At 69.8% G+C, this 25,201-nt stretch carries 33 protein-coding genes; 16 read left to right on the top strand and 17 right to left on the bottom strand.

Annotated features, from left to right (window positions below):
* Nucleotides 1–57: 57 nt before the first annotated feature.
* Nucleotides 58–987, bottom strand: a complete 930-nt coding sequence (locus OG900_21235; GenBank protein ID WUH92382.1) for an NAD-dependent epimerase/dehydratase family protein — start codon at nt 985–987, stop codon at nt 58–60.
* A gap of 100 nt (nt 988–1,087) precedes the next feature.
* Between OG900_21235 and OG900_21230 the strand changes: the two genes are divergently transcribed.
* Nucleotides 1,088–2,089, top strand: coding sequence for a DJ-1/PfpI family protein (locus OG900_21230; GenBank protein ID WUH92381.1), 1,002 nt, complete (start codon nt 1,088–1,090; stop codon nt 2,087–2,089).
* A 15-nt stretch (nt 2,090–2,104) separates the two neighbouring features.
* Here OG900_21230 and OG900_21225 read toward each other — a convergent pair whose 3' ends face one another.
* The 5 genes from OG900_21225 to OG900_21205 form a co-directional block, all read right to left on the bottom strand.
* A complete protein-coding gene (locus OG900_21225; GenBank protein ID WUH92380.1) occupies nt 2,105–2,851 on the bottom strand; it encodes an aminoglycoside 3'-phosphotransferase in 747 nt (248 codons plus the stop codon).
* A 107-nt stretch (nt 2,852–2,958) separates the two neighbouring features.
* On the bottom strand, nt 2,959–3,474 hold the full coding sequence (locus OG900_21220) for a GNAT family N-acetyltransferase (protein ID WUH92379.1): 516 nt from the start codon (nt 3,472–3,474) through the stop codon (nt 2,959–2,961).
* A gap of 55 nt (nt 3,475–3,529) precedes the next feature.
* Complete coding sequence (locus tag OG900_21215; protein WUH92378.1) at nt 3,530–4,375, bottom strand: PhzF family phenazine biosynthesis isomerase; 846 nt, start codon at nt 4,373–4,375, stop codon at nt 3,530–3,532.
* Between the two features lie 20 nt (nt 4,376–4,395).
* Nucleotides 4,396–5,043 carry a histone deacetylase gene (locus OG900_21210; GenBank protein ID WUH92377.1) on the bottom strand — a complete coding sequence of 216 codons (648 nt, stop codon included), beginning with the start codon at nt 5,041–5,043 and terminating at the stop codon, nt 4,396–4,398.
* Between the two features lie 30 nt (nt 5,044–5,073).
* Nucleotides 5,074–6,054 (bottom strand): alpha/beta hydrolase, encoded by a 981-nt coding sequence (locus OG900_21205; protein WUH92376.1) that lies wholly within the window; start codon nt 6,052–6,054, stop codon nt 5,074–5,076.
* Between the two features lie 220 nt (nt 6,055–6,274).
* Between OG900_21205 and OG900_21200 the strand changes: the two genes are divergently transcribed.
* A complete protein-coding gene (locus tag OG900_21200) occupies nt 6,275–6,661 on the top strand; it encodes a hypothetical protein (protein WUH92375.1) in 387 nt (128 codons plus the stop codon).
* A 36-nt stretch (nt 6,662–6,697) separates the two neighbouring features.
* A complete protein-coding gene (locus OG900_21195) occupies nt 6,698–7,789 on the top strand; it encodes an alpha/beta hydrolase (GenBank protein ID WUH92374.1) in 1,092 nt (363 codons plus the stop codon).
* On the opposite strand, the gene OG900_21190 is transcribed toward OG900_21195, so the two are convergent.
* Complete coding sequence (locus OG900_21190; protein WUH92373.1) at nt 7,776–7,940, bottom strand: hypothetical protein; 165 nt, start codon at nt 7,938–7,940, stop codon at nt 7,776–7,778. The genes OG900_21195 and OG900_21190 overlap by 14 nt on opposite strands.
* A 312-nt stretch (nt 7,941–8,252) precedes the next feature.
* On the opposite strand from OG900_21190, the gene OG900_21185 reads away from it, so the two are divergent.
* Nucleotides 8,253–9,245 carry an alpha/beta hydrolase gene (locus OG900_21185; protein WUH92372.1) on the top strand — a complete coding sequence of 331 codons (993 nt, stop codon included), beginning with the start codon at nt 8,253–8,255 and terminating at the stop codon, nt 9,243–9,245.
* A 366-nt stretch (nt 9,246–9,611) separates the two neighbouring features.
* Here OG900_21185 and OG900_21180 read toward each other — a convergent pair whose 3' ends face one another.
* The 5 genes from OG900_21180 to OG900_21160 form a co-directional block, all read right to left on the bottom strand.
* Nucleotides 9,612–9,956: a hypothetical protein gene (locus OG900_21180; GenBank protein ID WUH92371.1), complete on the bottom strand. Its 345-nt coding sequence runs from the start codon at nt 9,954–9,956 to the stop codon at nt 9,612–9,614.
* Between the two features lie 123 nt (nt 9,957–10,079).
* Nucleotides 10,080–10,352: a hypothetical protein gene (locus tag OG900_21175; protein WUH92370.1), complete on the bottom strand. Its 273-nt coding sequence runs from the start codon at nt 10,350–10,352 to the stop codon at nt 10,080–10,082.
* Nucleotides 10,353–10,676: 324 nt separating this feature from the next.
* Nucleotides 10,677–10,952: a hypothetical protein gene (locus tag OG900_21170; GenBank protein WUH92369.1), complete on the bottom strand. Its 276-nt coding sequence runs from the start codon at nt 10,950–10,952 to the stop codon at nt 10,677–10,679.
* 295 nt (nt 10,953–11,247) lie between these two features.
* Entirely contained in the window at nt 11,248–11,613 is a 366-nt protein-coding gene (locus tag OG900_21165; protein WUH92368.1) for a hypothetical protein, read from the bottom strand.
* A gap of 623 nt (nt 11,614–12,236) precedes the next feature.
* Complete coding sequence (locus tag OG900_21160; protein WUH92367.1) at nt 12,237–13,490, bottom strand: helix-turn-helix domain-containing protein; 1,254 nt, start codon at nt 13,488–13,490, stop codon at nt 12,237–12,239.
* Between the two features lie 228 nt (nt 13,491–13,718).
* On the opposite strand from OG900_21160, the gene OG900_21155 reads away from it, so the two are divergent.
* On the top strand, nt 13,719–14,495 hold the full coding sequence (locus tag OG900_21155) for a helix-turn-helix domain-containing protein (protein WUH92366.1): 777 nt from the start codon (nt 13,719–13,721) through the stop codon (nt 14,493–14,495).
* A gap of 479 nt (nt 14,496–14,974) precedes the next feature.
* Here OG900_21155 and OG900_21150 read toward each other — a convergent pair whose 3' ends face one another.
* Nucleotides 14,975–15,187, bottom strand: coding sequence for a hypothetical protein (locus tag OG900_21150; protein WUH92365.1), 213 nt, complete (start codon nt 15,185–15,187; stop codon nt 14,975–14,977).
* Nucleotides 15,188–15,381: 194 nt separating this feature from the next.
* On the opposite strand from OG900_21150, the gene OG900_21145 reads away from it, so the two are divergent.
* The 3 genes from OG900_21145 (at nt 15,382) to OG900_21135 (ending at nt 18,229) form a co-directional block, all read left to right on the top strand.
* The gene (locus tag OG900_21145) at nt 15,382–15,552 is read left to right on the top strand and encodes a hypothetical protein (GenBank protein WUH92364.1); all 171 of its coding nucleotides are present in this window, start codon (nt 15,382–15,384) and stop codon (nt 15,550–15,552) included.
* A 725-nt stretch (nt 15,553–16,277) separates the two neighbouring features.
* The gene (locus OG900_21140) at nt 16,278–17,612 is read left to right on the top strand and encodes an ATP-binding protein (GenBank protein WUH92363.1); all 1,335 of its coding nucleotides are present in this window, start codon (nt 16,278–16,280) and stop codon (nt 17,610–17,612) included.
* A gap of 77 nt (nt 17,613–17,689) precedes the next feature.
* Nucleotides 17,690–18,229 carry an RloB family protein gene (locus OG900_21135; protein ID WUH92362.1) on the top strand — a complete coding sequence of 180 codons (540 nt, stop codon included), beginning with the start codon at nt 17,690–17,692 and terminating at the stop codon, nt 18,227–18,229.
* A 534-nt stretch (nt 18,230–18,763) separates the two neighbouring features.
* Here the strand turns inward: OG900_21135 and OG900_21130 are convergent.
* The 4 genes from OG900_21130 to OG900_21115 are packed head-to-tail and all read right to left on the bottom strand — an operon-like array spanning nt 18,764 to nt 20,339.
* The gene (locus tag OG900_21130; protein WUH92361.1) at nt 18,764–19,120 is read right to left on the bottom strand and encodes a helix-turn-helix transcriptional regulator; all 357 of its coding nucleotides are present in this window, start codon (nt 19,118–19,120) and stop codon (nt 18,764–18,766) included.
* A complete protein-coding gene (locus OG900_21125; GenBank protein WUH92360.1) occupies nt 19,104–19,460 on the bottom strand; it encodes a hypothetical protein in 357 nt (118 codons plus the stop codon). The genes OG900_21130 and OG900_21125 overlap by 17 nt, the downstream gene beginning before the upstream one ends.
* Nucleotides 19,457–19,885: an ATP-binding protein gene (locus tag OG900_21120; GenBank protein WUH92359.1), complete on the bottom strand. Its 429-nt coding sequence runs from the start codon at nt 19,883–19,885 to the stop codon at nt 19,457–19,459. The genes OG900_21125 and OG900_21120 overlap by 4 nt, the downstream gene beginning before the upstream one ends.
* 46 nt (nt 19,886–19,931) lie before the next feature.
* The gene (locus OG900_21115) at nt 19,932–20,339 is read right to left on the bottom strand and encodes an NUDIX hydrolase (protein WUH95864.1); all 408 of its coding nucleotides are present in this window, start codon (nt 20,337–20,339) and stop codon (nt 19,932–19,934) included.
* Nucleotides 20,340–20,445: 106 nt separating this feature from the next.
* Here OG900_21115 and OG900_21110 point away from each other — a divergent pair, with 106 nt between their 5' ends.
* The 8 genes from OG900_21110 to OG900_21075 all read left to right on the top strand — a co-directional run bounded on the left by OG900_21110 (nt 20,446) and on the right by OG900_21075 (nt 25,079).
* The gene (locus OG900_21110) at nt 20,446–21,234 is read left to right on the top strand and encodes a GntR family transcriptional regulator (GenBank protein ID WUH92358.1); all 789 of its coding nucleotides are present in this window, start codon (nt 20,446–20,448) and stop codon (nt 21,232–21,234) included.
* 187 nt (nt 21,235–21,421) lie between these two features.
* On the top strand, nt 21,422–21,772 hold the full coding sequence (locus OG900_21105) for a hypothetical protein (GenBank protein WUH92357.1): 351 nt from the start codon (nt 21,422–21,424) through the stop codon (nt 21,770–21,772).
* A gap of 5 nt (nt 21,773–21,777) precedes the next feature.
* Entirely contained in the window at nt 21,778–23,154 is a 1,377-nt protein-coding gene (locus OG900_21100) for an FtsK/SpoIIIE domain-containing protein (GenBank protein ID WUH92356.1), read from the top strand.
* A gap of 65 nt (nt 23,155–23,219) precedes the next feature.
* Entirely contained in the window at nt 23,220–23,429 is a 210-nt protein-coding gene (locus OG900_21095; GenBank protein WUH92355.1) for a hypothetical protein, read from the top strand.
* Between the two features lie 26 nt (nt 23,430–23,455).
* Entirely contained in the window at nt 23,456–24,049 is a 594-nt protein-coding gene (locus tag OG900_21090) for a DUF2637 domain-containing protein (protein WUH92354.1), read from the top strand.
* 339 nt (nt 24,050–24,388) lie between these two features.
* Entirely contained in the window at nt 24,389–24,580 is a 192-nt protein-coding gene (locus OG900_21085) for a Mobile element transfer (protein ID WUH92353.1), read from the top strand.
* 16 nt (nt 24,581–24,596) lie between these two features.
* Complete coding sequence (locus tag OG900_21080; protein ID WUH92352.1) at nt 24,597–24,791, top strand: hypothetical protein; 195 nt, start codon at nt 24,597–24,599, stop codon at nt 24,789–24,791.
* A gap of 24 nt (nt 24,792–24,815) precedes the next feature.
* Nucleotides 24,816–25,079 (top strand): hypothetical protein, encoded by a 264-nt coding sequence (locus OG900_21075; protein ID WUH92351.1) that lies wholly within the window; start codon nt 24,816–24,818, stop codon nt 25,077–25,079.
* The last annotated feature ends 122 nt before the right edge of the window (nt 25,080–25,201 follow it).

Genomic DNA, 25,201 nt, shown 5'->3' with positions numbered 1-25,201 from the left:
GCCCCTTCATCGCACTCGCACAGCTCCCGCCGGGCCCGGCCCCCACAGCCGCCCGGCTCAGGGCGTCCGCGTCGCCATGCTGTCGAGGACCTCGTCCAGCGGGGTCGCCGTCACGCCCAGCTTCTCGGTGGTCGGGGTCGCGTCGAGGAGCAGCGGGCGGTCGAGCAGGTAGAGCACCTCGGGGAATTCCGCGGTGATCGGGTCGGCGCGGGCCGCAGCGTCGAGTTCCGCCGCCGTCATGCGGAAAAGTCGGGGCGCGGGGGCGCCGGCTCGGGCGGCGAGGCGGGCCGCGAGGTCGCGGACCGGGAGGTCCGAGGTGGGCGGCACGTGCCAGGCCCGCCCCCAGGAGTCCTCGTGCCGGGCCGCCGCCACCAGCGTGCGGGCCACGTCGCCGGCGTAGCACCAGCTGTGCGGGGCGTCGAGGTCGCCGGGGTAGGCGGCGGGCCTTCCGGCGAGCACCTGGTCGCCGACCAGGATCGTGAAGGGGGAGTAGGCGCCGCCGCCGAGGAAGTCGCTGGACCGCACCTCGGTGACGCGTGCCCGCCCCGCCTCGTACGACGCCAGCGCGTCCTGCCACATCCGGGCCCGCACCTCGCCCTTGACGCTGCTCGGCGCGAGCGGCAGGTCGTCGGTGAAGGGCCCGTCGACCGGGCCGTAGCCGTAGAGGTTGCCGAGCATCACGTACCCGGCGCCGGTCGCCTCCGCCGCGCTGAGCAACGAGGCTGCCAGCGGCGGGAATTCGGCCGGCCAGCGGTCGTACGGCGGCATCGCGCAGTTGATCAGCACGTCCGCGCCGGCGGCGATGGCGGTGAGCCGTACGGGGTCGCCCGCGTCCGCGGCGACGCGTTCGATACGGGGGTGGCCGGGGCCGGAGCCGCCGCGGGTGACCAGCAGGACCCGGTCGCCGGACTCGGCGAGCAGGACGGCGGCGGCTGAGCCGGTGGCTCCGGCTCCGACCACGACAGCGGTGTTGGCGTGCTGCGACACGGGATTCGCTCCTTCTCGGCGGGTGGTCCGCCCTCAACCCTCCGCGAGGGGCCGCCGGTAGGGTAGTGGCCCGGATGCCAAACCTACGGAGGTTCGGGCCATGACCGTTCCCGCCCCGCAGGGGCCCGCCCCGATCCGGGTGGCCGTCATCGCGGTGCCGCCGGTCACCGCCTTCGACCTGACGATCCCCGACCTGGTGCTCGGCGAACTTGCCGTACGCGGCAGGCCCGGCTACGACGTGCGGGTCTGCACCGCGGAGCCCGGCCGCCTGGTCACCGCGGGCGGCGGCCTGGAGATCGCCGTGGCGCACGGCCTGGACGCCGCCGCCGACGCCGACACGGTGATCGTCACCGGCACCGGCGCCCGCGACGACGTCGACCCGCGGGTGCTCGACCTGCTGCGCACCGCCCATGCCGCGGGGCGGCGGGTCGTGTCGATCTGCACCGGCGCCTTCGTGCTGGCCGAGGCGGGCCTGCTCGACGGCCGCCCCGCGACCACCTACTGGGCGAAGTCCGCCGAATTCAGCGCCCGTCACCCCCGGGTGGAGCTGCGCCCCGGTGTGCTCTACGTCGACGACGGCGGCATCCTCACCTCCGCCGGGCTGTCCGCCGGGATCGACCTGTGCCTGCACCTGATCCGCAAGGACTACGGCGCCGCGACGGCGAATGCCACCGCGCGGCTGGTGGTGGCCGCGCCCGTACGCCCGGGTGGGCAGGCGCAGTTCATCGACACCCCGCTGCCGCCGGAGAACGGCACGTCGCTCGCCCCGACCCGCGCCTGGGCGCTGACCCGCCTCGACCGGCCCCTCACCCGCGCCGACCTGGCCGCCCACGCCCGCACCAGCGTGCGGACCTTGACCCGCCGCTTCCACGCCGAGACCGGCCTGAGCCCGCTGCAATGGCTGCTGCACCAGCGCGTCAACCGCGCCCAGGAGCTGCTGGAGACCACCGACCTGCCGATCCCCCGGGTGGCCGACCTGAGCGGCCTGTCGACCCCCGACTCGCTGCGCCACCACCTCACACGCCGCACCGGCCTGGCCCCCTCCGCCTACCGCACGGCCTGGCACCGGTCGCCGGCGGCGCCCGAGGGCGTCACGAGCTGAAGCCGCCGGGACACGTCACCGGCTGAAGCCGCCCAGCAGGCGGTAGAAGGCGATGCGCTCCGGGTCGGGCGCGATGCCGTAGGCGTCGTAGTACGTCCCTTCCCACCCGGGGCCGAAGTTGAAGTCCAGATTCCCGGCACCGACCGCGAGGTCGGCCCAGCGGTCGGCGACACCGAGCGCGCCGAGGTCGACGTGGGCGGACCAGGAACCGTTCTCGTCCAGAAGGGTGTTGGGGGCGCACGCGTCGCCGTGGCAGACGACCAGCCGGTCGACCGGGGGCGGCGGCCCGGCCGGGACGGTCTCGCCCGCCGCGAGGGCCTTGGCCCGGCGGCGCTCCACGGACCAGCTGAACGGGCAGTCGTCGACCGGCAGCCGGTCGTGCAGCGCGCGCAGGCCCGCGCCCAGCGCCCGCACGGTGGCCTTCGGGTCCGCCTTCCCGCGCGGGCTGACCGCGCTTTCCCCCGGCAGACCTTCCGTGACGAGCCACTCGCCGCCCCCGGCACCGTCCAGGCCGTGGCCCACCACCCGGGGCACCGGCGTGAAGTCCACGGCCCAGCGCAGCCGCGCCGCCTCCGCGCCGAGGTCGAGACCGGACCCGGCGGGCGCCCACTTGGCGAACAGCCGGCCGTCGCCGTCCCCCAACCGGAAGGTCACGCCGCCCGATCTGTTGACCCACACCGGCAGCACCGGCCGCCCGCCCGCGAAAGCGGCGATCGGGGCGGGCACCGGCACTTCGCCTTGCGGCGGTCCTGAGTAGTCCATCAGGGCATGCTCCCCGCCCCGGCCGGCCGCGGCGACCCGATTTCCCCCCGGGCGACCGCCCACCACGGGCCACCGACCGCCCCCGACCGCCGCGGCCCGCCCCGCCCCTACCCGCCGCCGGCCAGGTCCACCCGCCAGTTGTTCGACGTCATCCAGCTCCCCTTCGGGTACTCGAACGCGACCTCCCCCAGCAGCTCGAACCCCGCCTTGCGGCAGACCGCGTTCGACGCCGCGTGGTCGGCACCGGGAAACGCGTGCAGATACCGGTGCGTCCCCGCCTCACGCGCCGCCACGGTCACCGCCCTGGCCGCCGCCACCGCCAGCCCCCGCCCCTGGAATTCCGGCAGCACCCCCCAGCCGGTCTCCCACACCGTCCCGTCCCGCCACTCGCGCTCCCAGTACCCGACGGAGCCCGCGGTCTCCCCGCTCTCCGCGAGCACCACCCGGAACATCCTCCCGGCCGCGAGCTCCAGATACCGCTGGTGCCGCCGCTCCAGCTGCTCCGCGCTCTCCGGCCCTCCGAGGTGCTCCGTCATCTCCGGGGCATTGACCCGCTCCAGCAGCCAGAAATCCCCCTCCCCCCAGCCGACCAGCTCCACCACTGCCCCGCGCACGTCGTTCATACCCACCACCGTAGAACGGGGGTCCGACACCGCCCTGGCAGCCGACGGGCCCGGCTCACCCCACGGCCGCCCACCCGCCGACCCGCACCGACAGGTCCGGCTCCGCGACCGCCGTGACCGCGGACGGCACGCCCAGCGCGTCACCCGTCTCGACGGTCACACCGGCCACGCCCCGCCCGGCGAGCCAAGCGGCCAGGCAGGCCGTGCTGTTGGCGTTGGCGATGTCCTCGGGCACCCCGATGGACGGTGCGAACATCCGGGCCGCGAGACGCCCGCCTTCCGCCGGCGGCGTATAGGCGTAACAGCCCAGCAGGCCGAGCCGGTCGCAGGCGGCGCGCAGCCGCTCCTGGTCCGGGTCGAGCGCGCCGAGGACGTCCCGGTCCGCCACCGGCAGCAGCAGCCGCGGCCGCCCGAGCGAGGCGATCAGCGCGCCGTCCGGGAAGCCCTCTGTCGTACGGCGGAAGGCCTCGCGCACCGGCCCGGCCTCGTCCTCCGCCGCCGCCCGCAAGTCCACCTTCCCGGTGCGGAATTCGGCCAGGTAGGCGCCGCCGTCCCGTGCCGCGCGCCCGGCGAAGTCCCGGCCGCCGGCCCGCAGCGTGGCCTCGTAGGGCCGCCGCGTCCCGCCCCCCGCCCGTTCGGCCAGATACGCCAGCGCCGCCACCGTCCCGTGCCCGCAGGACGGCAGTTCGCCCTCGGCGGTGAAGAACCGCAGCGCCGCGCCCTCGCCGTCCACAGCGCCCTCGGCCACGAAGACCGCGTGCGAGGCGCCGGACCGCCGGGCCACCGCCGCCCGCTCCTCGTCGCCCAGCCCCGTCTCGGCGAGGACCGCGGTCGGGCTGCCGCCGCGCCCGTCCCGCCGGCACGCGTGGACCATCGTGACGAGCGGCTCGCGCATTCCCATGCCGGGAGCGTAGACGCCCGTCAGATGGCGGCGTCGGCGAGCAGCCGCATGACCTCCTCGGCCGTCCAGTGCCCCGCGGCGCCCGGCCGCGACGCGACATAGCGGGCGATCGCGCCCGCCTCCCACGCGCCCGCGCCGAGCAGGCCTGCGGCCATCAGCCGTACGTACGCGGCCGACGGCTTCGTCCATGCCACGTCGTCGAGCCGCCAAGGCGCCGTGAACGTCAGCAGGGGGAGGCCGTCCAGGTCGCCCGCATGGACCAGCGTCTCGTAGCGTCCCGGACCGAGCCGCGCCCGGCCGTCCGCGAGCACCGCGCCGAAGTCGAGGTCCTGGCCGGGCGGCCGGTACATCTCCTGGGCGGCGATGTCGGAGAACTGCCCCGCGGTCACCAGATGCGCCCGCGCCCACACCGTGCCGTCCGCGTCCGGGTCGTAGAAGGCGCGCCCGCCCAGCCACACCGGCGACCGGTCCGCGAAGTACACCACCCCGGGCAGTTCGACGGCCGCCGACCGCACCGGCACGCTGCGGTCCCGAGCCCCTGGATACGTACGGTTCCCGCCCGGCGGGCAGCCGCCCGCCAGATAGCAACGCAACCGTGCCGTATCCATGTTGGAGCCGTACGCCGCGTACCAGACCCGCCCGGCGCCGACCGGCCCGCTTGCCTGCATGGCGTGATCGTATCGACACGCTCCGCCGTATCAGCGCGGCAGCGCACCGAGCCAGTCGATCAGCAGCCGGTTGATCTCGGCGGGGCGCTCCTGCTGGATCCAGTGGCCGCAGCCTTCAAGGATGTGCGAGGAGACCAGGCCGGGCAACGTCACGGGATAGGCCTTGATCGCGTCGGACATCCAGGTCGTGGAGGCGTCCAGGCCGCCGCCGACGAAGAGGGACGGCTGGGTGATCGGGGCGCCGTCCACGTCGGCGAGGTCCTCCCAGTCCCGGTCCATGGCGCGGTAGCGCGCCAGCGCCCCGCTCAGGCCGGTCCGCTCGAACTCCTCGGCGTAGACGTCGAGGTCGTCCTCGCCGAGCCAGCCGGGCAGCGTCCCCGCGGGGAAGCGGTCGCGCAACTCGCCGCCCCGGCCGACGAAATGCGGGTCGGGCGCCCCGGGCGCGGGCATCGTGTCGGCGGACAGCGACGCGTACAGGCCCGCGAGCCAGCCGCGTACGTCGGGCTCGATCTCCGCCTCGACCCGTCCCGGCCGCTGGAAGTACGAGACATAGAATTCCTCGTCCCCGCCCATCCCCGCGAAGACCTCGCTGGGCCGCGGCCCGCCGCGCGGCGCGTACGGGACGCTCAGCAGCCCGACCGCGCGGAAGACGTCCGGCCTGAGCAGCGCGGAGTTCGCGGCCACGCCCGCACCCCAGTCGTGCCCGACGACCACCGCCTCCCGCTCCCGGAGGCCGTGCACCACTGCGACGGCGTCCGCCACCAACTCCCGCATCCGGTAGGCCTCGACGCCCTCGGGCTTCGAGGACCGCCCGTAGCCGCGCACATCGACGGCCACCGCCCGGTAGCCGGCCGCGGCCAGCGCCGGCAGCTGGTGCCGCCAGGCGTACCAGGACTCGGGGAAGCCGTGGACGAGCAGCACCAGGGGCCCCGAGCCCTGCTCGACCAGGTGGACGCGCCCCGCGGGCGAGGCGACAAGGCGGTGCGTGACATCAGCGGCGTACGGCGGCATGGTTCCCTCCACGGTTCTCCCGGTGGGTGGCGAGCGGCTTCGATCATGCCGCGCGCCGCGTACGGCAGGCGACTCCTGTTGCCGTGTCGGCAACTCGGCGCCCACACCGCCGTGTCGGCGGCTCGGCCCCGGACTGCCGCCCCGGCACCTCGGCCCGACGCCGTGGCGTCAACTCCGCCCCGGCGCGCCGCCGCCCGCCCCGGCCTGGGACAGTGGCGCTGTGCTTCTGGCTTCCGAGAAAACCCTGTTCGTCCGCGGCGCCACACCGCTGCTGCTCCTGGCCGACGCGCCGGTCCACGACGCGCTGCCGCTGCTGGCGGCGCCCGGCGAGACGGTGCCCCTGTGCGAAGGGTGGAGCATCGTGCCCCGGCCCACCCTCTGCGTCGTGGACGGCCCCGGCGACCACGGCGTCCTCATCCCCGCACTCGCCGCGCCCGTCCTGGACGTCACCGACGGGCCCGGGGAGATGGCCGACTGGTGCACGGACGCGGAAGGCGCCGGCGGGGCGGTCGTCCTCTCCATGGACCGGCTGCCCGAAGTCATCGACTGGTCAGCCCTGTTGGCCCCCGGCACCGCCCGCGGCGGCTTCCTGCCCGCCCTGGCCTGACCGCGGCCCGCAGACCCACGACGGAGGGGGCACCACATGGCCGGGGCACTGAGTACGGCACTGCTGCTGGCGCTGTGCGCACTGCTCGCGCTGCGCCCGCCGCGGCCACGCCGCAGCACACCGTGGAATCCGCAGTTCACCCTCGGCTTCCTCGTCAACGAGCAGCCCTACCTGTTCCTTTGGTGGCTGCTGTCGCGCACGGCCACGGTCCTGCCGGACGCGGACCTCGGCAGCCCGGTGTGGTGGCTCGCCACCGCCTTCAGCGCCCTCACCGTGCTCGAACTCGCCCTGATCGCTTCCCGCGCCCGCACCGCCCGCCCTGTGCTGTCGGCCGCACTCGAAGACGCCTTCGGGCCCGGCGCGGCCCCCCGCTACACCCGGGCTTCATGGTGGCGGACGGTGCTGCTGCCCTTCATCTCCTGGCGCCCCGACGTCCGCCGGATACGCAACCAGCGCTACGGCCCCGCCCGGCGCGGCAACCGCCTCGACGTCTACGTCTCCCGCCGGGCCCAGCGCACCGACGCCCCCGTCATGGTCTACCTGCACGGCGGCGGCTTCCGCACCGGCAGCAAGATGCTCGGCTGCCGCTCCCTGATCTACCGCCTGGCCGCCGAGGGATGGGTCTGCGTGAGCGCCGACTACCGCCTCCTGCGCACCCCTTACGCCGAACAGCTCGCCGACGCCCGTACCGTCGTCGCCTGGGCCCGCGCGAACGCCCCTGCTTATGGAGGGAGTTCCGACACCATCTTCCTGGTCGGCGGCTCCGCGGGCGCCCACCTGGCGGCGACCGCCGCGCTCACCGGCACCGAAGTCACCGGCGTCATCGGGCTCTACGGCTACTACGGCGACGCCGGCCCCGACTCCGCCTCCCCGCACGCCGGCGCCAACCCCGACGCCCCGCCCTTCCTCATCGTCCACGGTTCCCTCGACACCCTGGTCCTGCGCGAGGACGCCCAGAGCTTCGCCGCCCGACTCCGCGCGACCTCCCGCCGGCCGGTCGCGTACGCCGAACTGCCCGGCACGCAGCACAGCTTCGACCAGTTCCACTCCGTGCGGTTCCACGCCGTGACCGACGCCGTCCTGCGCTTCGCGCACCTCACGACACGGCCGACCGCTACGACTGGCTGACCATGACAGCGCACCAGCACAGGACCAGCCCCAGCCCGGAGAGCCCCAGACGCCTGCTGCGCGACGACGTCCGCCGCCGCCACTCCCGCCGGCTCAGCACCAGTCCGCCCACCATGAGCACGCTGGCGACGACATTCTTGACCACACGCACGGCGACCACTGGCTCCCCCTACGAGACGATCCCAACGCATCGTCCCACCGAGCGGCCCCCGGGCGCAGCCGCTTCTCCGGCCGCCGCAGTCGGGGGTACTCGGTCAGCTCAACCCGCGTAGGCCACCACGGCCACCACCGCTGCCACCAGCCCGGCAAACGGCTCGTCGACCGTCCGGAAAGCCCTGCCGGCGTCCCCGATCGTGTACAAGTGATGCCCGACACGCCACCGGGAGCAGATTTAGAGGCCAAATGCACCTATGGGGAGGATTATGGCATTCTACCCAACCTCCCTCACGCATTCGGAGACACTATGCGCTCTGACATCAGCACAGCACAGGACACTTCGGTGCTGGCGCCCTGCCCCGGCCAAAGGGACCCGGCCGAAGTGCGGGTGGAGGAGCGGCGGTTCACCTTCGAGGGGTTCGGCTACCACTGCCGCGTGGTGCGCCAGGAGAGTCCTCGGACCGAGCCGCTGGTGCTCCTGGGCGGCTCCTCGCAGAACCGCTACGCGTGGCTGCGGCACCAGAAGTGGCTGGCCGCGCACGCCACGATGATCACCGTCGACCTTCCCGGCTACGGCGAGGCGGACTTCCTCCCCGCCGTCCACGACCTGGACTTCCTCTCCGCCAATGTGCGCCACATGCTGGATGAGCTGGGCGTGTCCCGGGCCAACCTCGTGGGCAGCTGCTTCGGCGGGGCCATCGCCTTGCGCTTCGCCCAGCACCACCCCGGCTATGTGGCGAAGTTGGGCCTGGTGGGAATGACGAAGGTCATCCCCGACGACTACGCCGCAGCGGTACCGCGCTGGGCCCGGATGCTCGAACTCGGCGACCGTGCGCAGATCGCGTCCGAGCTCGTCCAGCGGTTCATGTCTCCCGCCGGTACCGGCCTGGTCCACAAGCACGAGGTCGTCTCCCGGCTGCTGTACGGGCAGTTCATGGCGCAGTCCGAGAGCGACATCATGAAGTCGCTGGAGCACAACGCCCGCCTGATGAGCCACGACTGGTACAGGGACCTACCGGTGCCCGCCGTGCCCTCGGTGGTCTTCACAGGTGAGTACGACACGCTCTGCACGCCCGCGATGGGCCGCGACGTCGCCGCCGTGCTTCCGGCTGCCGCCTTCACGACCATCAAGCACGCCGACCACCTGAGCCCGGTCGAACGGATGCCGGAGTTCTGCGACTTGATCACCCGGTTCTGCACCGGTGAGCCGCTCACCGACCTGCCGTACACCAACCCGGTCGAGTGGATGGGCACTGCCCGGCGCCCGGAGACACAAGGCAGCTTCGTCGGCGCGGAGTGACCGGGGCCGCCGGGAGGGCGGGCCTGGAGGGCGGGGCCGGGGGGATGGTTCCGAGGTGGCGACAGGGCCGACGGTCCGGAGCGGTCCGTGCTCCGTACGTCGGCAACGCCCCTCGACTGCCGGGCGTGTGGGGGCACGGGCCGATCGGCCACGGGAACGGGTGAAGGCCGATCCCGTGGGACCGGCTGAATGGGGTGGACCCCGCCATGCGAGGGCACCGGCGCGGGCGGTGTTCCGGCGCCGCACAGGAGATCGCGAGCCCCGGGCGACTCGGGTCCGACCCGCTGTCGGCCGGGGCTGTGGCTGACCCTGTTCGCCGGCCCGGATCGCCCGTGGTGGCCCGGACCGCACTGACGGCGGCGCGGCTCAGCGCGAGATGTCGGGCGCCGTGAAGCCCTCCGGCGCCGGCGCGGTGTTGGAGCAGCCCACGGCAGGCCCGATCTTCGTGGTCCCCGGCAGTCCCGTCCCGGTCTGGGGCGTGTCCACCACGTCCCGCCCGTCATGGGTGCACTCCTGGCTCTGCTCCAGGTGGTAGCGGCCGTCGTCGGTGGTGTAGTCCTTCTCGGTCTTGGAGACGCAGGTGACGCCGCCCTGGGCGTCGCGCGTGCAGTCCATGGGTGCTGACGCGTAGGCGTGGCCGATGCCTACGCCGGCCATGGACAGGCCGCCCAGGATCCAGGAAACGGTGACGATCTTCTTCGTGGTGAGCATGTGCCGTTCTTTCGCGGTCGGTGCCGGACTCGGACCTGACGGATTCCCTGAAGACAGGCCCCGGCGCCGGCGTGCGGCATGGATCCGGGACCCGTCCCCGTACTAACTGCGGCCGTAGTCAGCTCAGAAGGCGCTGTTGCTACAACCCATGTCCGAGCCCAGGTGCGTGGCCTGGGCACCCGGGTTGCCCTCACCGTTGAGCGCGCCGCCCAGGACGCCGTTGAGGACGCCGACCTCGCCGAGCACGTCGAGGTTCAGGTCGTGCGACTTGCACGAGGTGCTCTGCGACACCGCGAAGTCACTGCCGCCGTCGCTGGCGGAAGCGGTGCCCATGCCGATGAAGCCGATGCTGCCGAGCATGGCGGCAACGGCCGCGGCCTTGTAGAACTTGTTCATTTTTCCTCCGCTGATTGAGTGTGACGCGATGCGCGCACCAGTCCCGTCGAATGGATCTCTGGCCGTTCCGCGACTGGGTGCGCGTGATGCTCGTGGTGGCGGGGGCCGCTCGCGGGCGTCCGTGTCGGTCTCCCGCGAGACCCGTAATCGGTGGTCTCCGGGGCGACCGGTCTGTCACCCACACCCGATCGGCTTCCGCTCGCCCGCCGTGCCGCCCGGGGACCCGGGCGGCACCGGAAGGGCGGACGGGGACCATCGAGACGCAGGCCGCGATGAAGCGGCTCGCCGCGGTGGTCCCCGAGGTCAGTTACTGACCGTCAGCGCTCAGAAGGCGCTGTTGTTGCAGCCCATGGTGGAGCCGAGGCTGGTGGCCTGGGCACCGGGGTTGCCCTCGCCGTTGAGCGCGTTGCCCAGCAGGCCGTTCAGGATGCCGACCTCGCCCAGAACGTCGACGTTCAGGTCGTGCGACTTGCACGAGGTGCTCTGCGACACCTGGAACGAGTCGCCGCCGTGCTCCCCGGCGAAGGCAGTGCCCGCGCCCGCGAAGCCGATGCTGCCGAGCATGGCCGCCACGAGGGCCACCTTCTGCATCTTGCGCATTTCATCCTCCGGTTGGTGAATCAGTTGCATCTGTGACAGAGAGTCCCAGGCATGGCTAAATGTACTCAAGCCAGCGCGTGTCTCCAGAAACGCCGCGCACATTAGCAACTCGGTGCGAAAGGGGCCATGTGGCTGGTGTGGCCCCTGAAACCCCACGCCGCAAGGGGTTCCGGGTCCGTGCGCCCGACGCCGAAGACGCTCCGGAAAGCAACCCGTTCGGACCAATGGGAAGCAGCATGCCCCCGGGGGCGACAACACCCCGGGGGCATGGCGGGCGCATCCGTCCGGTCTCTTTCTAGTCTTCGAAGGCGTTGTTGATCTGGGTGCAGGTGTCACCCGCGGTCTTGGACTCGCCGCCGAGGACGGCGATCGGGAGGTTGGCCTGGAGCACCGTCTGCGGGCTGCACTCCTGGTAAGGGCGGAAGAGGTTGTTCTGCACCTCCGGCGCCGTCTGAGGAGCCTGCAGGACGGACCCGAGCGGCGGAGCCTGCGGGAGAGTGACCGACGGCGACACCTGCGGAGAGATCTCCGTCCCCTCCGGAGCCTGCGACTGGCCCTGCGGGGGGGCAGCCGGTGCGTCCGCGAAGCTGACGCCCGCGCTGATGGCGGAGAGGCCGCCGACCGCCATGGCCACAACTGCCAGTTGCTGGAGCTTGCGCATGTTGACTTCGATCCTTCAGTCTACGAACGGAGGTCTGTTACCTACCGTGAGTGGCTGAATGCTAACAGTAGCCCCACTTCCGGATTCCGTGCCTTTGCTCCCCGTATGGTCCGGCCCACCCGGGGGCTCCGATCCGCGGTTCACGGCTGAAGTGGCTGCGGCGCAACGCCTCCTGACCTGCCGCGTCGGGCCTTCCGACACACACGGCGAACGGGTCGCGGCCAGGCTGCCGTTGCCCCTGCGACGACGGTTCCAGGAGGGGCGCCGCGAGCTTTCACACCGGGGACGCGGACGTTGACGACAACCTGATCGCCCCTGCGGCGCCGGAAGTTGCGGGGGGGGACGTTGCCGTCGGACGCTGCGGCAAGGCCAAAGCCAGAGGCCCCTCGGGATGATCCCGAGGGGCCTCTGGCCTGCTGTGCACTCGGCAGGATTCGAACCTGCAACCTTCTGATCCGTAAGTTCGGGCAGACCCCTGCTGGGGGCCTTCCTGGCCTGCTGGCGCGTGCGCTGGGGCGCGCTGGCGGTGGCGGTTGTGCGGGGCGGTTGCTGTCACGGTTGCTGTCAAATTCACCCCAGGCAGGGGCGTTCGCGGTACTCCTGCGGGGCTGGTTCGGCGGGGCTCAGTCGTGGTCCTTGAGAAGGGCGACCAGCAGTCGGCCTTCCTTGGCTCCTTGGCGCATGAGCACGGCGGCGGCGGTGTGGAGTTCGTTCCAGGAGTGCGGGCGTCCGATGTCTGCTGCGTCGGGGACGCTTGCCACGGCCACCGCTGCGGCGCGTGCCGACTCACCGGACGCGGCGAGGGCGTGGGCGAGGCAGGTGCGGTACCAGGTCTTGTCGCGGCGGTAGTCGTCCGGCAGTGCGTCGAGTCCGACCGTGAGGTGGTCGACGGCTGTCTGCCAGTCGCGGAGGTGCATCGCGGCCATGCCGCGTTGCAGGGTGAACCACGTCTCGTCGTAGAAGTACATCCAGACGGGTTCGTCCTCGGGGTGCTCGGCGGCGCGGCTGATGATGTCCTGCGCTTCATCGAGCAGGCGGCGGGCGTCGTCGCCCTCTCGGCCCAACGCGTGGCCGCGGGCTGCCATCTGCACGGCATGACCTTGGACGCCGAGTGATGCGCCTGGGGCTGACCAGCGCGCCGCTTCGGCGAGCCGTACGCACCGGTCGGCGCGGCCTTTGGACCACGCCATGTGGGCCTTCATGTTGAGCGTGGTGGCGGCCATGTTGGCATCTCCGGCCTCCAGCGCCCATTCGTGGGAGCGGTCGTACCAGGCCAGGGCTGAGGCCGTGTCGTCCTGGTCCTGCGCCATCCACGCGAGGAACTGTGCGTGCTCTGCGGCCAGCCGTACGACCCGGTCGGCAAGTGGTCCGCGCGCTCCGGCGTACAGGTCCACGACCGTGTCAAGCTGCTGGCGCATCACGCTGACCAGCGGGCGCGAGCCGATCTGGTCTTCGGCTCGGCGGTGTTCGGCGAGTAAGCGGTCGAGCCAATCGAGGGTGGCGGTATCCACGCGGCGCGAGCTGTCCACCGCGCCCGCCACACGCAGCATCAAGTCGCCGTCCGGCATAGCACCGGGCAGAGCAAGGCCCGAGACCGGAGCTTGGCCCGCCGCGGTGACGGCTCCGGCTTCCTGGAGCGCGCGAGGGACGCCGAGTCCCGCGATGATGCGTTGCTGTACCTCGACGGAGGTGACGCGACGACGGCCCCGCTCGATGTCGGAAACGTCGGGCTGCACAAGACCGATTTGTTCGCCCAGCTTGGTTTGACTCAGCCCGGCGAGCTTGCGGTACGTACGGAAGACGGTGGCCCAGTCACGACGGGCGACTGCTGCGGCCAACTGCGGGTGGGTCCAAAGGATCTCGGGAGTTTCCCCCATAGCTCAAATATAGGACGCTCCCATAGCGCCACGGGATGGAAACGGTGAGTAGCCGACGCAAAGGTCTTGGTGACAAGGACCCCCGCGACCGCGTGAACGGTCCGGGGGCATGGCCCAACGCTGAATAGGAGCGTCGCGCATGCGCAAGTTTATCGACCGTTCACCCATGTGGGTGGTGGGCTGATGCGGTTGCTTCCATGGACAGGCGAGGGCGGTAGGCCCTGCTACTTGAGCACCGATGGCGGAGACTCATTTCTGTCGGGCCTGGCCGACGACCTTGAGCCCGACTGCCTTGAGGCGGCTGGGAGCGGCTTGCCGTCGACCCTGGTGTATCGGTGGCGCCGTGACCCGAGCATCGTGGTCAGGGCGCGGCGGCTGTTGGTGTGGCACCTCGACGCGTGGGACATGAAGGGGCTGGCCGGCGTGGCCGAACTGGTGGTCTCGGAGCTGGTCACCAACGCCGTGCAGCATGCCCACGGACCGGAAGATGCCCTTGTCGAGACGCGGTTCGAGCGGCTGCCGGGTGGTGATCTGCGCATCGAAGTGCACGACGCGAACGAGAACAAGCCGGAGCTTCGTCAGCTGTCTGCGGACGCCGAGTCGGGACGTGGCTTGGCCTTGGTGGACGCGCTCACCGGTGGCCGCTGGGGGGCGAGCGCCCGTGAGGGGGTCGGGAAACTCTTGTGGGCCGAATGCGGGGCAGACAACGGCCGCGGGGAGATAGCCGCTGAGGTGAGGGGCGGGCGTCGGCGGGAGCGTCCGAGCAGGCTGCACCAGGAGCCGGAAGCCGTGACCTGGGCGCGAGAGAAGAGCGGTCTGACGAAGCGGCGGCTCGCCGAGCTGGTGGGCATCTCGGAGCAGTTGATGGGGGAGGTCGAGTCCGGCTGGCGCAGCGCCACTCCTGCGAATCTGGCGAAGATCGCCGAAGCGTTGAACTGCCCGATCGTGGTCCTGGAACGCAAGCGCCCAAGTGGCACAGCTGCCCACAGCCAGCCTTCGCCCTGACGCCCCGCTTGCGCCCCCAGGTACGCGGCCTACGTTCCGCCTGTCCCAGGTCGGGCGGGCGGGGTCTGCCCAGTGTCCGGGTGCAGTGTGGGCTTGCGGCCGGCCGGAAGGCGTTGGGCCGGTGTCCTGCCCGGGTGGGGCCGGGCAGGACCAGGGGGCCGTATGCTCGCTGCAAACCCGGGCAGGTCGTTGAGCCTGCCCGCGATGTGTCCGAGTGGCCCCCTGGGCTTCCCCGGCGAGGTGTCCCCGCCCGGGGAGATGGCTCAAGAACCGTAGGCCGTCCGCCCCCAGCCACAACACTCCGGCCCGCCACGCTATGAAGGTTCCCAAAGCCATCAGCTCTGGGCCGCTCGTGGTGCCGGGCGGCTGCCGCTCCGGACGGGACCGGCCGAAGGCCGCATGCCCGGCAGGAGGGCGGCCAAGCCGCCCGGCAGACGCCGCAGGCGCGCCCTTGATCTTGTAAAGAAACCCTGCGGGACCTACAGCCGCAGAACGGCGGCCGAATTGCCCACCGTGGCCTGCGCGGTGGAGAACCACCCGGGTGCGCTGGCCGCCTCGAAGCGGTCGGCGGGCGCTGTGACAGTGGTGAGTTCCAGGGCGTGGCCGCGAGCGTCGACCATGATCCGCCTGGCCTCGACAACGGCGGTCCCGGTGGGCGCGTCCAAGTCGGCGACTTCGTCCCCGACCGGCATGCGCGCGGTCGCTGTAAGGCGTCATATCTGGTCTTCACCACCCGCAATGGCACTCCGACCGAACCCCGGAACCTCAACCGGGCTTTCGAGGCGTTGAGCCGCCGGGCGGGCATCAGGAAGGTGCGCTTCCATGACCTCCGGGGCAGACGTGCGCCTCGTTGCTCCACGAGTAGGGCGCGGATGCCCGGACGATCATGGAAGTGCTGGGGCACAGCTCGATCCGCGTGACGATGGACATCTACACCTTCGTGCGGCTGGACACGCAGCGCGCCGCCTTCGACCGGGTCGGCGAGGCTCTGGCGGCGGATGACAGCAACCGGCCGGATGCGGACGAGACCACGGCGGGGGTGCTCGCGGCGGTCTAGGCGGTTGCTGTCAGCGACATGAAAAAGTCCCTGTCGGTGATCTCCGACAGGGACTCTGACCTGCTGTGCACTCGGCAGGATTCGAACCTGCAACCTTCTGATCCGTAGCTCAAGCCGGAACGGTCGGAGGCGGTCATACAGGTCGCCCCTGAGGGGTAGGGCGACGCTAAGGGTCGTGGTCGGCTGCTGGGGTTGCTGTACTTCCCTGCTGTACTGCCCGGGGTCCGGCAGCGACTACTCAGGACGCCGATCGCGCGTCACGCTCGTGCGGCCGCCCCATGAGCCGCCTCTTACTTCCACCGGTTTGGCGTCCGTCTCGGGCGCTCCCGGGTACCTGTCGTCAGGACCCCGCGACCCTACGGCCGTCGCTACCCCAACTCCAAGCCGATTGCGCGGTGGCCGTCTCATCCCGAACGGTGTCTTCGGCGAGCGAACGCTCGTGATGGGCGAGTGGGCGAAGCCAGAGCGACGGACAGCCGTCCAGGCGCGTGGAAGCCAGTTCGATCTATCGGCGTATCCCCCCGTAGCTTCCCTGCACGGCTCGTAGCTGCCGGCAGTGGACGGACGCATGAGCGTGAGAGCCAGCCAGTCCGCCACGAGTGAACATGCCGCGTGCGTCCGCGTCAATCGGTTCACTTTGGTGTATGTGAGGGTACAGTTTGAGTAGCCTCTGGGGTGAGAACCAACCTCACAGCCACTGAAACGACGTCCTAGGTGATGTGATCATGCTGCTACGCTTCCGCGTGACCAACCACCGATCCATCCGAGACACGGTTGAGCTCGTGTTGGCCAAGTCGTCATTCGAGGGGATCCGGCCTGTCGACGGCAACTGGAAATCCGTGACGAATCGGGTAGTCGGTATCTTCGGATCAAATGCCTCAGGAAAGACGAATCTTCTCAATGCTATGAGTTTTGCAATCAATGCGATTAACTCCTCGGCGAATTGGGATGATCGAGAAAATTTCCCCTTCCGTCCGTTCATCCTTGACGGCCGCTCGGCGTCCGAGACTTCAGCATATGAGTTCGACTTCATCGCGTCAGGCACACGATACATTTACGGCTTCGAAAGCAACTCAGCCGGAGTTCAAAGTGAATGGCTAAATTCATTTCCGGAAGGGCGTAAGCGCGTCCTCTTCGAAAGAAATGATTCGACTGTCGACGGCATTACGTTTGGCCGCACCCTAAAGGGTGAGAACATGAGGATTGCCCGCCGCATGGGGGCGATGAACCTGTATATCTCACTCGCGGCGAAATCGGGCCACAGGGAACTCGGTCGGGTTCAGCACTACCTCACCAAGCACATCGAGTATGCGGCCTACTCTGAATCGCAGCAGCAAAATCGCATCCAAGCCATTAAGGGCTGGATGGAAACTGATAAGGTAAGGCAGCGAGCTGGGAGCCTTCTCAAATTCGCGGACCTTGGCATTTCCCGACTGTCCGTCGAGGATGTGCCGATGGATGAGGAAAATCTCAGAATCATTGCGAGTGTCGCGAAGGCTGTTGCCGACAGCGTGCCTGGGGCTAACAACACAAAGAGCGCAGACGAGTTGGCCGAAGAGATCGCAGAGCGCCAGAGGCTACATATTAAATTCTGGCACACCGGGGACGGCACAAAAGACGAGTACGTCCTCGAAATCGAAAATGAGAGTAGTGGAACCGTCGCCTGGCTTTCTTTGGCCCTCCCTGCGATGCGCGCGATAGACAATGGTTCAATATTCGTCGTAGACGAGATTGACGCGAGCCTTCATCCGCGACTGACGAGTGCGTTCATTTCCCTATTCAAGGATCCGGAAATTAACCTCCTGGGAGCCCAGCTGATCTTTGCCTCTCACGACACCTCCCTCATGGGGCACCTCGGCGGTGGTGCTCTGGAGAAGGAGGACGTGTGGTTTGCAGAAAAGGCTGCAGATGGGGCTTCCGAGTACTATCCTCTCACTGACTTCCCGGTGAAGGCTGACCACAACCTGGAGCGCCGCTACCTCAGTGGCCGCTATGGAGCTGTACCAGCCGTCTCTTGGGAAGATCTACGGGCATCCTTGGTGGCTGGAGTTCATGAGTGAGTCGACGGCAAATCAGAGGGTCGCAGAAGATCAAAAAATCCCAGGGCGTAAGGCGGGAAGCTGCGAAGATTCTGATCGTGGCTGAGGGTGAAAAAACCGAGCCCCAGTACTTCGAGGGGCTCGCCGCTCATTTGAACGCACAAGCCGTGCAAGTTCTTTCGCTGAGGTCTATCGGGCTGGGGCGTGATCCACTTCGGGTGGTTGAGGAAGCCCTCAGCCGCCGGAAAACAGAAGAGTCAAACGGCGACCCTTACGACTCAGTGTGGTGCGTTGTAGACGTTGATCAGCACGCAACACTGGAGAATGCATGTCTCCGCGCTAAGCGCAGCGATCTAGACGTAGCTGTCAGCAGCCCGTGTTTCGAGGTTTGGCTGCTTTGGCATTTTCAAGATCATGCATCCTGGATATCGACGGAAGCCCTCGCTGTAAAATTGAAGAAGTTTGGCGTCAATGGCAAGAATCTTCCCTTAACTTTTCCGTACGATAAATACTCAAGCGCCATGCTCCGCGCTGAGAAGTGCACTGAAATCCGATTGAAGCATAAGCCGCCTAATCCTAGTAGTTCAGTCTCATCGCTTGTGGGTGTTCTAGCCGATGCCTGCAAACGTAAAATTTAGCGGATCGGTTAGCCAACTTGTCTCAGTGTTAGCTATGAGGCTTGAAACGCGTGCGCCCGCCCGCTCAAAAATTAGCAACCGGCTCCTGCATCCCTTGGGGAAACCACTTTTGAACACCCACCCGCTTCTCCCATCCCGTCTGCCGTCGGCCCGCACTCTTGTGGAGCGGGCGTGGTTCAGGGCGTCAAGGTGGAGCGCGCCACTGTACGAACGACCTTGACGCCCTGGGCCGCGACTGCTCGGCTTGCCCGGGTCGATGGCAGGTGGGATGGGAGCACCCCCGCTCACCACGACGAGCGCGCAGACGCTGGCGAGTTGGGGCCATCGCGGAGCCGGAGCGCCCCCGCCGGAGGCATCGTCTTGACCTCGACCGTGCGGTATCACCTCATGCCGCAGGCCTCCCCCTTCGCGGGCGCGCGCGGCGCGGGCCGTGCCGAGCGGGGCGGAGACAGGAGCGACGGCGCGGCCAAGCGCCGGACGCGCGCCCGGCGGAGCGGAGCGCAGCCGGGTGCCTTGAACTCGTAGAGAAGGTTGTTACTCAGCCTCGGCGTCGCTTCGTGGTGATGTCGCCGTCCTGGTGGTGCTGCCCGGTGGAGACTCCCGGGGCTGATGGCGGCGGTGTTCTGAGGAGCGTTTGCGTTCGAGGAAGACCACGGGGCAGTTGAGCGCGGCGGCGATCTTGAGCAGGTTGGCGGGTGTGGCGTTGCGCCAGCCGCTTTCGATCTCGCCCATCAGTGCTTCGGATATCCCGATCTGCTGGGCCAGGGCACGCTTCGTCAGGCCGGCCTTTGTCCGTGCCCAGGTCACCGCTTCCGGTTCGTGGTGCAGGGTCTGTACGCGCCTGCGGCGACTGCCGTCCGCCGGTAGTCCGCGCTCAGAGGGGGGAGTCATCGTCTGTCCCGGCGGTCTCGTGGTTTCCAACCTGCAGGCAGTCGGCACCTTGCGATGGCGTCCCATCGCTCTGGCCGATGCTCGGTGCGGGGCCTTTCTGTGGGTTGTCGGGTAAGCCGGCCATTGCGGCAGGGACCTGCTGTGCCGCATGGGCCTCGATCGTTGCGGCGACCTTCTGCCAGGCCGTGAAGACCTCCATCACCCGGGATGCAGGGGCGTGGGTGAGGTCCAAAAGGAAGCGGCGGATCAGCGTCTCGTTGGTGAGGGTGTTCTGGATGCGGACAATCGTCCACGGGACGGCCTGACCGACGGGTGGCGTGGTTGCCGAGTGGGGGTTCATGACGGGTCCTTGGTGCCGTGGGTGAGGTGGGCTGTCACGGTGTGGCCGTGCTGGTCGCCGTGGCTCTCGACGTGGTGGGCCAGTGCGGTGACCATGGCCAGGCCGCGGCCGTGGGTGGCCTCGTCGGCGGGGTGTTCGACGGTCGGTGCGGTCTTCGTGCCGCCGGAGTCGGTCACCGAGATGGACACGACCACGCCGGAGACGGCGAGGCTGACGTGGAACGCTCCCCCGGCACCGCACCCGTCGCCGCTTGTCGTGTGCAGCACGGCGTTCGCGCTCAGCTCCGTGACGATCAGGGCGGCGTCGTCCGCACATGGGGAATCGCGCAGGACATCGCGGGTCCAGCGGCGTACGCGGCCAACTTCTTCGGGTGAACCTGGGCAACTGAGTCCCCAGACTCGTGGACTACTCGTATACTCGTGCATACAAGTTACTTTCTGCTGGTGGGCGGCCATGGACCGATGGTGGGTGCTAGACGAGTTTGACGCCGTCGTGCGCGCGCACGGCGGGCGGGGACATTGCGTCAAGGGCGTCGAGTACGCGGATCGCGTACGCCTCGTCCGCGAGTTCGGAGACTTCATCGCGGGTGGCCCAGCGCAGGGCGCTGGTCTCGGTGCCGGTGGAGGGCTGGCCGTCGATCGCGTCGCAGCGGAAGACGAGGGAGACGATCAGGCCGGTCATGTTCTTGTAGACACCCGTGAGAGTGGCAGGGGCAGTGATCTTGACGCCGGTCTCCTCCAGGACTTCGCGCTGGAGTGCGTCGGGGATGGTCTCCCCCGCCTCCAGGACTCCGCCGGGCGGTTCCCAGTGGCCGTTGTCTCGGCGCCTGATCAGCAGGGCGCGGCCGGCGTCATCGACGATGACTCCGGCGACGCTCACGGAGTGCGGGCGCTCGATCGGCACGTGCCTGGTCCTCTCGGGTGGCTAGGCTGCCCACCGTAGCAACAAAGGTCGGCCACTCGTCTAGATATCCAAAGGAGTACGTATGCCCGTTCTTCCCTCCGGCGTCCTGGGGGCGCTGGACCCGACGAGCGACCGAGCGGTGTTCCGCCAGATCGCCGACCAGCTGCGCGAAGCGATCGACAAGGGCAAGTTCGCCGAGGGCGACAAGCTGCCCTCCGAGACGGAGCTGGTCGAGCACTACGGCGTCTCGCGGATGACCGTACGCAACTCCCTGTCCCTCCTCCAGGGCGAGGGCCTGGTCGTCTCCGAGCACGGCAAGGGCGTCTTCGTACGGCCCCGGCCGCCCGTGCGGCGCCTGGCATCGGATCGCTTCGCCCGCCGGCACCGCGAGCAGGGCAAGTCCGCGTTCACTGTGGAGGCCGACGCGGCAGGCAGCCACCCCACCGTCGACAACCTGGAGATCAAGGAAGAGCGGCCGAGCCAGGACATCGCCACCCGCCTGGGCGGCCCGCGCCGCGTACTGGCCCGGCACCGCCGCTACCTCCTCGACGGGCGCCCAGTCGAGTTCGCCACCTCCTACCTCCCGCTGGATCTGGCCCGCGGGACACCGATCGCCGAACCGAACCCGGGGCCTGGCGGCATCTACGCCCGGCTGGAGGAACTGGGTCACCGCCTCGACCACTTCGAGGAGGAGATCCGCGCCCGCATGCCCGCACCGAGTGAGGTCAAGACGCTCCAACTGGCGTCCGGTGTGCCCGTGATCCACCTTGTCCGCACCGCCTTCGACACCGAGGGGCGTGCCGTCGAGGTCTGCGACACGGTGATGGCCGCAGACGCGTACGTCCTCGCGTATCAGCTTCCGGCCACGTGACCTGGGGGGATGGTGTCGCGACACGGGCGGCGGCAGGCCAACTCCCTTGACTCGTAAGCCTTCACGGGCAAACTCGTATAGACGAGTAGCTGGGTACTGTGGCACAGTGGTTCACGTACCCGGTTCTTCGGGTGCACAGGACGACACTTGTCTAGATGACTAGCTGTCATGTGTGAAGGAGAAAGCGTTGCGTTCCATCCGCGTGGAGACCTCGTCGGCGACGATCCTGCTGACCGAGGCTCCGGAAACGAAGATCAAGGACCGGCAGACCGGCGAGATCGCCACCGACACCGTCAGCGGCGAACCGCTGATGACCCTCGGCGTGGTCCACATCGAGGACGGAGAGTCCTCGCTCCTCAAGGTCACCGTGCCGCAGAGCGGAGTCAGCGAAGGTCTGACCCTCGGCGGCCCGGTCGCCCTGCCGGGGCTGGTGGCCCGCCCGTGGGAGAGCACCTTCAACGGGCAGCAGCGGCACGGGATCGCCTTCCGCGCCGCCGCCGTCACCCCGGCCGCCTTCCCGGTCCAGGCGGGGGCCTGACCCCGATGCCGGACCTGACGACGTTGATGGAGGTGGGTGGCCCCGTCGCTGCGGTTGGCGGTGGAGCTGCCTACCTCCGGGCCGAGCAACCGGCCGCGTACTGGTCCATGGTCGGCCTGCCCCTCTCGACCGCCCGCCTGCTCGGTTCTTACGGGTCGGTCATGGGCGCCTGCGGGTTGACCGTGGCTCCGTCGCGCTTCCGGGCGTTGGCGGTGCGGGCGACGACTCGGCGGGAGGTGCGGCCAGTTCCTCCACGGCGGGGGATCATCCGCCCGACCTCGACGGGCATGCGGATACGGCTGCGGCTCGCCCCGGGCCAGGAGCCGGCCGACATTGCCGCCTCGGCCGAACGGCTCCGGCACGCGTGGGACGTTCACGCCGTGTACGTCTCCGTGGTCAAGCCGGGCGTGGTCGAACTGCGGCTCGTCGGCTTCGACGTACTGCGCAAGGTCCGCATGCCCCGCAAGACGTCCGGCGGCTTCCTCAAGGTCCCGGTGGCGATGAGGGAGGACGCGACCGCGTTCGTACGGGACTACCGCGCGATACCCCACCAACTCACCCTGGGCGCCACCCTGTCGGGCAAGTCCATGTACCTGCGGCACCTGATCGCGGGACTCGCCCCTCAACCTGTCGCGCTGGTCGGGATCGACTGCAAGCGGGGCGTGGAACTGGCGCCGTTCGCGGCCCGGCTCTCCGCCCTGGCCACCAACCCCGAGCAGGCGGCGTCACTGCTGCCCGTCCTGGTCGGGCTGATGGAGGAGCGCTACGACCTGATCAAGGCCCGGCAGGGCATCGCCCGCTCGACCCCCGATGAGGAGATCACCTCCGACATCTGGGGCCTGCCCGACGCCGAAAGACCCGTGCCTGTCGTCCTGTTCGTGGATGAGGTGGCCGAACTCTTCCTTGTCGCGTCCAAGAAGGACGAGGAGAGGCGCGACGAGATGGTCACCCACCTCATCCGGCTCGCCCAGCTCGGACGCGCCGCCGGCATCTACCTGGAAGTCTGCGGCCAGCGCTTCGGCGCCGAACTCGGCAAGGGCGCGACCATGCTCCGGGCTCAACTCACCGGGCGCGTATGCCATCGGGTCAACGACGAAGCCTCCGCCAAGATGGCGCTCGGCGACATCGCCCCGGAAGCCGTGGGCGCCGCCTGCGCCATCGCACCCGAACGACCGGGCCTCGCCGTCGCGGGGGACACCTCAGGTGGCTGGTCCCGCATCCGCACGCCGTATCTGTCCCTCGCCGACGCTGCAGCCACCTGCGACGCGAACGCCGATTGCGTACCCGACCTGCCGGCCCTCGCACCTTTCCGGCCCGCCGTCCCGGCGCTTCCTGCCGGTACGCCCGTTCCTCTGACCAAGCCGCGGCCCGTCAGCGGCTGACCCGCTCCCCTGCTGTGCAGCGCCACGTCCCTACCCCGTCATGCCCGAAACCAAAAGGCAGGCCCATGTCCCGCCCCACTGCTGGTGAACTCTCCGACTTCCTCTCCGACCTGGCCGCGTTCCGTACGGGCGGGGGCGGTGACTACGCCGCGTTGATAAACCGGAAGGCCGATCTCCTCGAACGCATCGCCGCCGACATGCCCGGCGACGAGGAAGCGGCCCAGACCGCCACTCTCGCCCGTGCCCGCGCCAACGACCTGAAGGCCGCGGGCTGAGATCAGGCCGGAAGGAGACGAACCCCATGCGTGCTCGCCTGGCTCGCGTCGACGCAGTGCTCGTGCAAGCGCTCATTGCCGCGTCGCTGTCCTTCGCCCACCTGCACGACGTCGCCGACGCCGCAGGACAGCAAGGGTGGAAGGCGTGGGCCTACCCGATCTCCGTCGACCTGCTGTTGGTCGCGGCGTGGCGGCGGCTGCGCTCCGGTTCGGGGAAGGCGGCGGCCTGGTGCTGGTTCGTCGTGGCGCTGGTCGCCTCGCTCGGCGCCAACGTCGCCACCGCCGGACTCCTCACCGTCGCCTCCGTACCCGGGTGGCTGCGCATCCTCGTAGCCGGATGGCCAGCATTGGCTTTCCTCGGCGGGACGCTCCTCGCGCACGGAGCGGAGCCACAGGCGCGGGAACTCTCCTCCGTTGCGGTCACCGTCGAACCAGGCGCCGTGCCCGAAGCCCTACTCGTGCCCGCTCAGCCCGCTGTCCCGGCGGCCCTGCTCGTGCACGCCCGCAAGGTCGCCGCCGAACACCGCACCCGTACCGGCACACCGATCGACGCCCCAACTCTCCGCGCACGCCTTGGCGTCCCGGGGCCCCTCGCCGACGCCATCGCGGCCCAGCTCTGAGAGGAGAACTCACAAAGGTGGAGGCGGCGGCAGCGGTACCGAACGCTTCTCCCGCCGCTGGTACCTCAGCTCCGTGAAGAACCCGGCCAACACCATGACGACAGGGAGGGGCGCCACCTGACGCCACGCCGCGTGTCCCCACCAGTGGAAGGCCGCCATGCCGAGAGCGGCACACACGCCCCAGAAGACAACCGTCAGCAACAGGCGCACTCGCGCGCTCATCCCAGCCCCCCGGCCGTTCGAGCGTCCGGGCCATCCCCGGACGTTCTCAGGCACGCCATCTACTTTCCAGCCCTCGCCCCCACCGGGCAATCAAGCCCAGGAAAAGGAGAGTTCATCGTGTCCGCCAACCGCCGCTTCCGCGATCTGGTCCGCATCGGACCCGTCCAGGTCGGCACCTACAACGACACCCGCGGCCGCGAGAAGCACACCGCCGCCTGCACCGCCCCGCGCTGTGGCTTCTCCGCCGACTACGACTCCCGAGCCGCCGCCGAACTGGCCGCCCGCACCCACCAATGCCCCGCCCGCTGAAAGGACCCGCTCGCCCGTGACCGTCAGCCTGCCCCTCGTCGCCGTCCTCGGCATCATCGCCTGGGCCGCGATCAAGTTCCTCGGCATCCGCCTCTGGGTCGCCGTCGTCATCGCCCTGTTCGGCTTCTACCTCGCCCACACCTTCCTCGCGCCCGCCATCGACGACAGCACGCGCAACGGCGTCGAGATCGTCAACGGCACACACACCTAGACGAGTAGTCAAGAGAGGTTCGCCGTGTCCCTGACCCCCAAGTACCCGCAGGCCCCGGCCGTCCCGGAGCCGTACGCCCCTCACCCGCCCGCCTGCCACTGCCAGCCGACCACTCCCGCACGCCGCACCGCCCCGACCGTCGCCGTGATAGCCGGGGGCTCGGCCGCCGTCGTCACCGTCGGCGTTGTCCTGACCGCGCTCCTGGTCGCCGTCACCGTCGCGGCCGTCTCGGTCGCCGTCGTCGCCGTGGTCCTGCGCTCGCTGCTCACGCCTCCGCGCCAGCCCTGACCGCTTCCACCGAACTGCCGGGGCGGCACCGATACCGCCAAGCACCCACCGCCCCGGCAGCCCAACTCCACGAACCGCAGCCCGTGAAGGAGCCTCATCATTACCCGCGCCACCCCGCCTCC

Source organism: Streptomyces sp. NBC_00433 (assembly GCA_036015235.1).
Taxonomy (GTDB): Bacteria; Actinomycetota; Actinomycetes; order Streptomycetales; family Streptomycetaceae; genus Actinacidiphila.
This window is presented reverse-complemented; position numbering and strand designations above follow the sequence as displayed.

Coding starts and splice junctions, on each gene's coding strand:
- OG900_21215 (WUH92378.1), bottom strand. CDS start 4,375: ATGGGAATGCGCGAGCCGCTCGTCACGATGGTCCACGCGTGCCGGCGG.
- OG900_21150 (WUH92365.1), bottom strand. CDS start 15,187: ATGCCGGTCGGGGACGAAGTCGCCGACTTGGACGCGCCCACCGGGACC.
- OG900_21140 (WUH92363.1), top strand. CDS start 16,278: ATGCTGCTACGCTTCCGCGTGACCAACCACCGATCCATCCGAGACACG.
- OG900_21205 (WUH92376.1), bottom strand. CDS start 6,054: ATGCCGCCGTACGCCGCTGATGTCACGCACCGCCTTGTCGCCTCGCCC.
- OG900_21130 (WUH92361.1), bottom strand. CDS start 19,120: ATGACTCCCCCCTCTGAGCGCGGACTACCGGCGGACGGCAGTCGCCGC.
- OG900_21095 (WUH92355.1), top strand. CDS start 23,220: ATGTCCCGCCCCACTGCTGGTGAACTCTCCGACTTCCTCTCCGACCTG.
- OG900_21125 (WUH92360.1), bottom strand. CDS start 19,460: ATGAACCCCCACTCGGCAACCACGCCACCCGTCGGTCAGGCCGTCCCG.
- OG900_21110 (WUH92358.1), top strand. CDS start 20,446: ATGCCCGTTCTTCCCTCCGGCGTCCTGGGGGCGCTGGACCCGACGAGC.
- OG900_21225 (WUH92380.1), bottom strand. CDS start 2,851: ATGGACTACTCAGGACCGCCGCAAGGCGAAGTGCCGGTGCCCGCCCCG.
- OG900_21195 (WUH92374.1), top strand. CDS start 6,698: ATGGCCGGGGCACTGAGTACGGCACTGCTGCTGGCGCTGTGCGCACTG.
- OG900_21090 (WUH92354.1), top strand. CDS start 23,456: ATGCGTGCTCGCCTGGCTCGCGTCGACGCAGTGCTCGTGCAAGCGCTC.
- OG900_21180 (WUH92371.1), bottom strand. CDS start 9,956: ATGCTCACCACGAAGAAGATCGTCACCGTTTCCTGGATCCTGGGCGGC.
- OG900_21160 (WUH92367.1), bottom strand. CDS start 13,490: ATGGGGGAAACTCCCGAGATCCTTTGGACCCACCCGCAGTTGGCCGCA.
- OG900_21120 (WUH92359.1), bottom strand. CDS start 19,885: ATGCACGAGTATACGAGTAGTCCACGAGTCTGGGGACTCAGTTGCCCA.
- OG900_21175 (WUH92370.1), bottom strand. CDS start 10,352: ATGAACAAGTTCTACAAGGCCGCGGCCGTTGCCGCCATGCTCGGCAGC.
- OG900_21210 (WUH92377.1), bottom strand. CDS start 5,043: ATGCAGGCAAGCGGGCCGGTCGGCGCCGGGCGGGTCTGGTACGCGGCG.
- OG900_21165 (WUH92368.1), bottom strand. CDS start 11,613: ATGCGCAAGCTCCAGCAACTGGCAGTTGTGGCCATGGCGGTCGGCGGC.
- OG900_21185 (WUH92372.1), top strand. CDS start 8,253: ATGCGCTCTGACATCAGCACAGCACAGGACACTTCGGTGCTGGCGCCC.
- OG900_21220 (WUH92379.1), bottom strand. CDS start 3,474: ATGAACGACGTGCGCGGGGCAGTGGTGGAGCTGGTCGGCTGGGGGGAG.
- OG900_21170 (WUH92369.1), bottom strand. CDS start 10,952: ATGCGCAAGATGCAGAAGGTGGCCCTCGTGGCGGCCATGCTCGGCAGC.
- OG900_21230 (WUH92381.1), top strand. CDS start 1,088: ATGACCGTTCCCGCCCCGCAGGGGCCCGCCCCGATCCGGGTGGCCGTC.
- OG900_21100 (WUH92356.1), top strand. CDS start 21,778: ATGCCGGACCTGACGACGTTGATGGAGGTGGGTGGCCCCGTCGCTGCG.
- OG900_21145 (WUH92364.1), top strand. CDS start 15,382: ATGGAAGTGCTGGGGCACAGCTCGATCCGCGTGACGATGGACATCTAC.